Source organism: Vibrio sp. 10N.222.55.C6, assembly GCF_041473395.1.
Taxonomy (GTDB): domain Bacteria; phylum Pseudomonadota; class Gammaproteobacteria; order Enterobacterales; family Vibrionaceae; genus Vibrio; species Vibrio crassostreae_C.
Map to the genome: position 1 here is coordinate 1 of NZ_JBFRSD010001207.1, position 206 is coordinate 206.

The window sequence follows — 206 nt, forward strand, 5'->3', positions numbered from 1 at the left end:
GGGATCAGGTTTGAATTTGTGAATGGTTTTTCTTGGGGAGAGCTTGTTAATAAGTTTCAAGAAGGAACTATAGATGGGCTGCAATCGGTGCAAAATTATAAAAATAATGGCATAAGCGGCCTCTACACCACTCCAATCTATGATTTACCGTTTGCTATCGTGACCAGAGAAGACGCGAAGATTATTACTAATTATGCCGAGCTTGA

At 39.8% G+C, this 206-nt stretch carries 1 protein-coding gene; it reads left to right on the top strand.

All coding sequences use genetic code 11. The features are described 5' to 3' along the window. Window positions 1-206 (top strand): hypothetical protein (locus AB4486_RS28210; RefSeq protein WP_372120133.1); only part of this gene is annotated, 206 nt, incomplete at both ends.